Genomic DNA, 675 nt, shown 5'->3' with positions numbered 1-675 from the left:
CCCACTTCTACGGCGAGCATCCCTTCCGAGGCCACCACTGGCGGCAGCACCTCGACTGCCACCGCCCCTACCGAAGCTACCACCGGCGGCAACACCTCGACTGCCACCGCCCCGGCCGAGGCCACCACTGGCGGCAGCACCTCGACTGCGACCGCCCCTACCGAAGCCACCTCCAGCGGCAGCACCTCAACTGCCACAGCCCCGGCCGAGACTACCACCGGCGGCAGCACCTCGACTGCCACCGCCCCTTCCGATAGCAGTCATGGCAAGACCACGCTCTCGCATCTCCTCGCCGGCACCGGCAGTTCAACTGCTACCGCCGCCTCCGGCGCTACCGCCAGCGATGGCAGTCATAACAAGACCGCGCTGTCGCACCTCCTCGCCAGCGACGGCAGTTCGACTGCTACCGCCTCCGGCGCTACCACCAGCGATGGCAGTCATGGCAAGACCGCGCTGTCGCACCTCCTCGCCGGCGACGGCAGTTCGACTGCTACCGCCGCCTCCGGTGCCACCACCAGCGATGGCAGCCATGGCAAGACCGCGCTTTCGCAACTCCTCGCTGGCAATAGCAGTTCGACAGATACCGTCGCCTCCGCCGCCACCACCGCCGATGGCAGCCATGGCAAGACCGCGCTGTCGCACCTCCTCGCCACCGACGGCAGTTCGACTGACACC

The 675-nt window shown here is 68.4% G+C and carries 1 protein-coding gene; it reads left to right on the top strand.

Annotation, left to right across the window (positions count from 1 at the left end; all coding sequences use genetic code 11):
- A partial coding sequence (locus AC0L2Y_RS34550) for a hypothetical protein (RefSeq protein ID WP_473562332.1) occupies positions 1-675 on the top strand: 675 nt, incomplete at both ends.

Source organism: Mesorhizobium sp. WSM4830, assembly GCF_055811495.1.
This window is presented reverse-complemented; position numbering and strand designations above follow the sequence as displayed.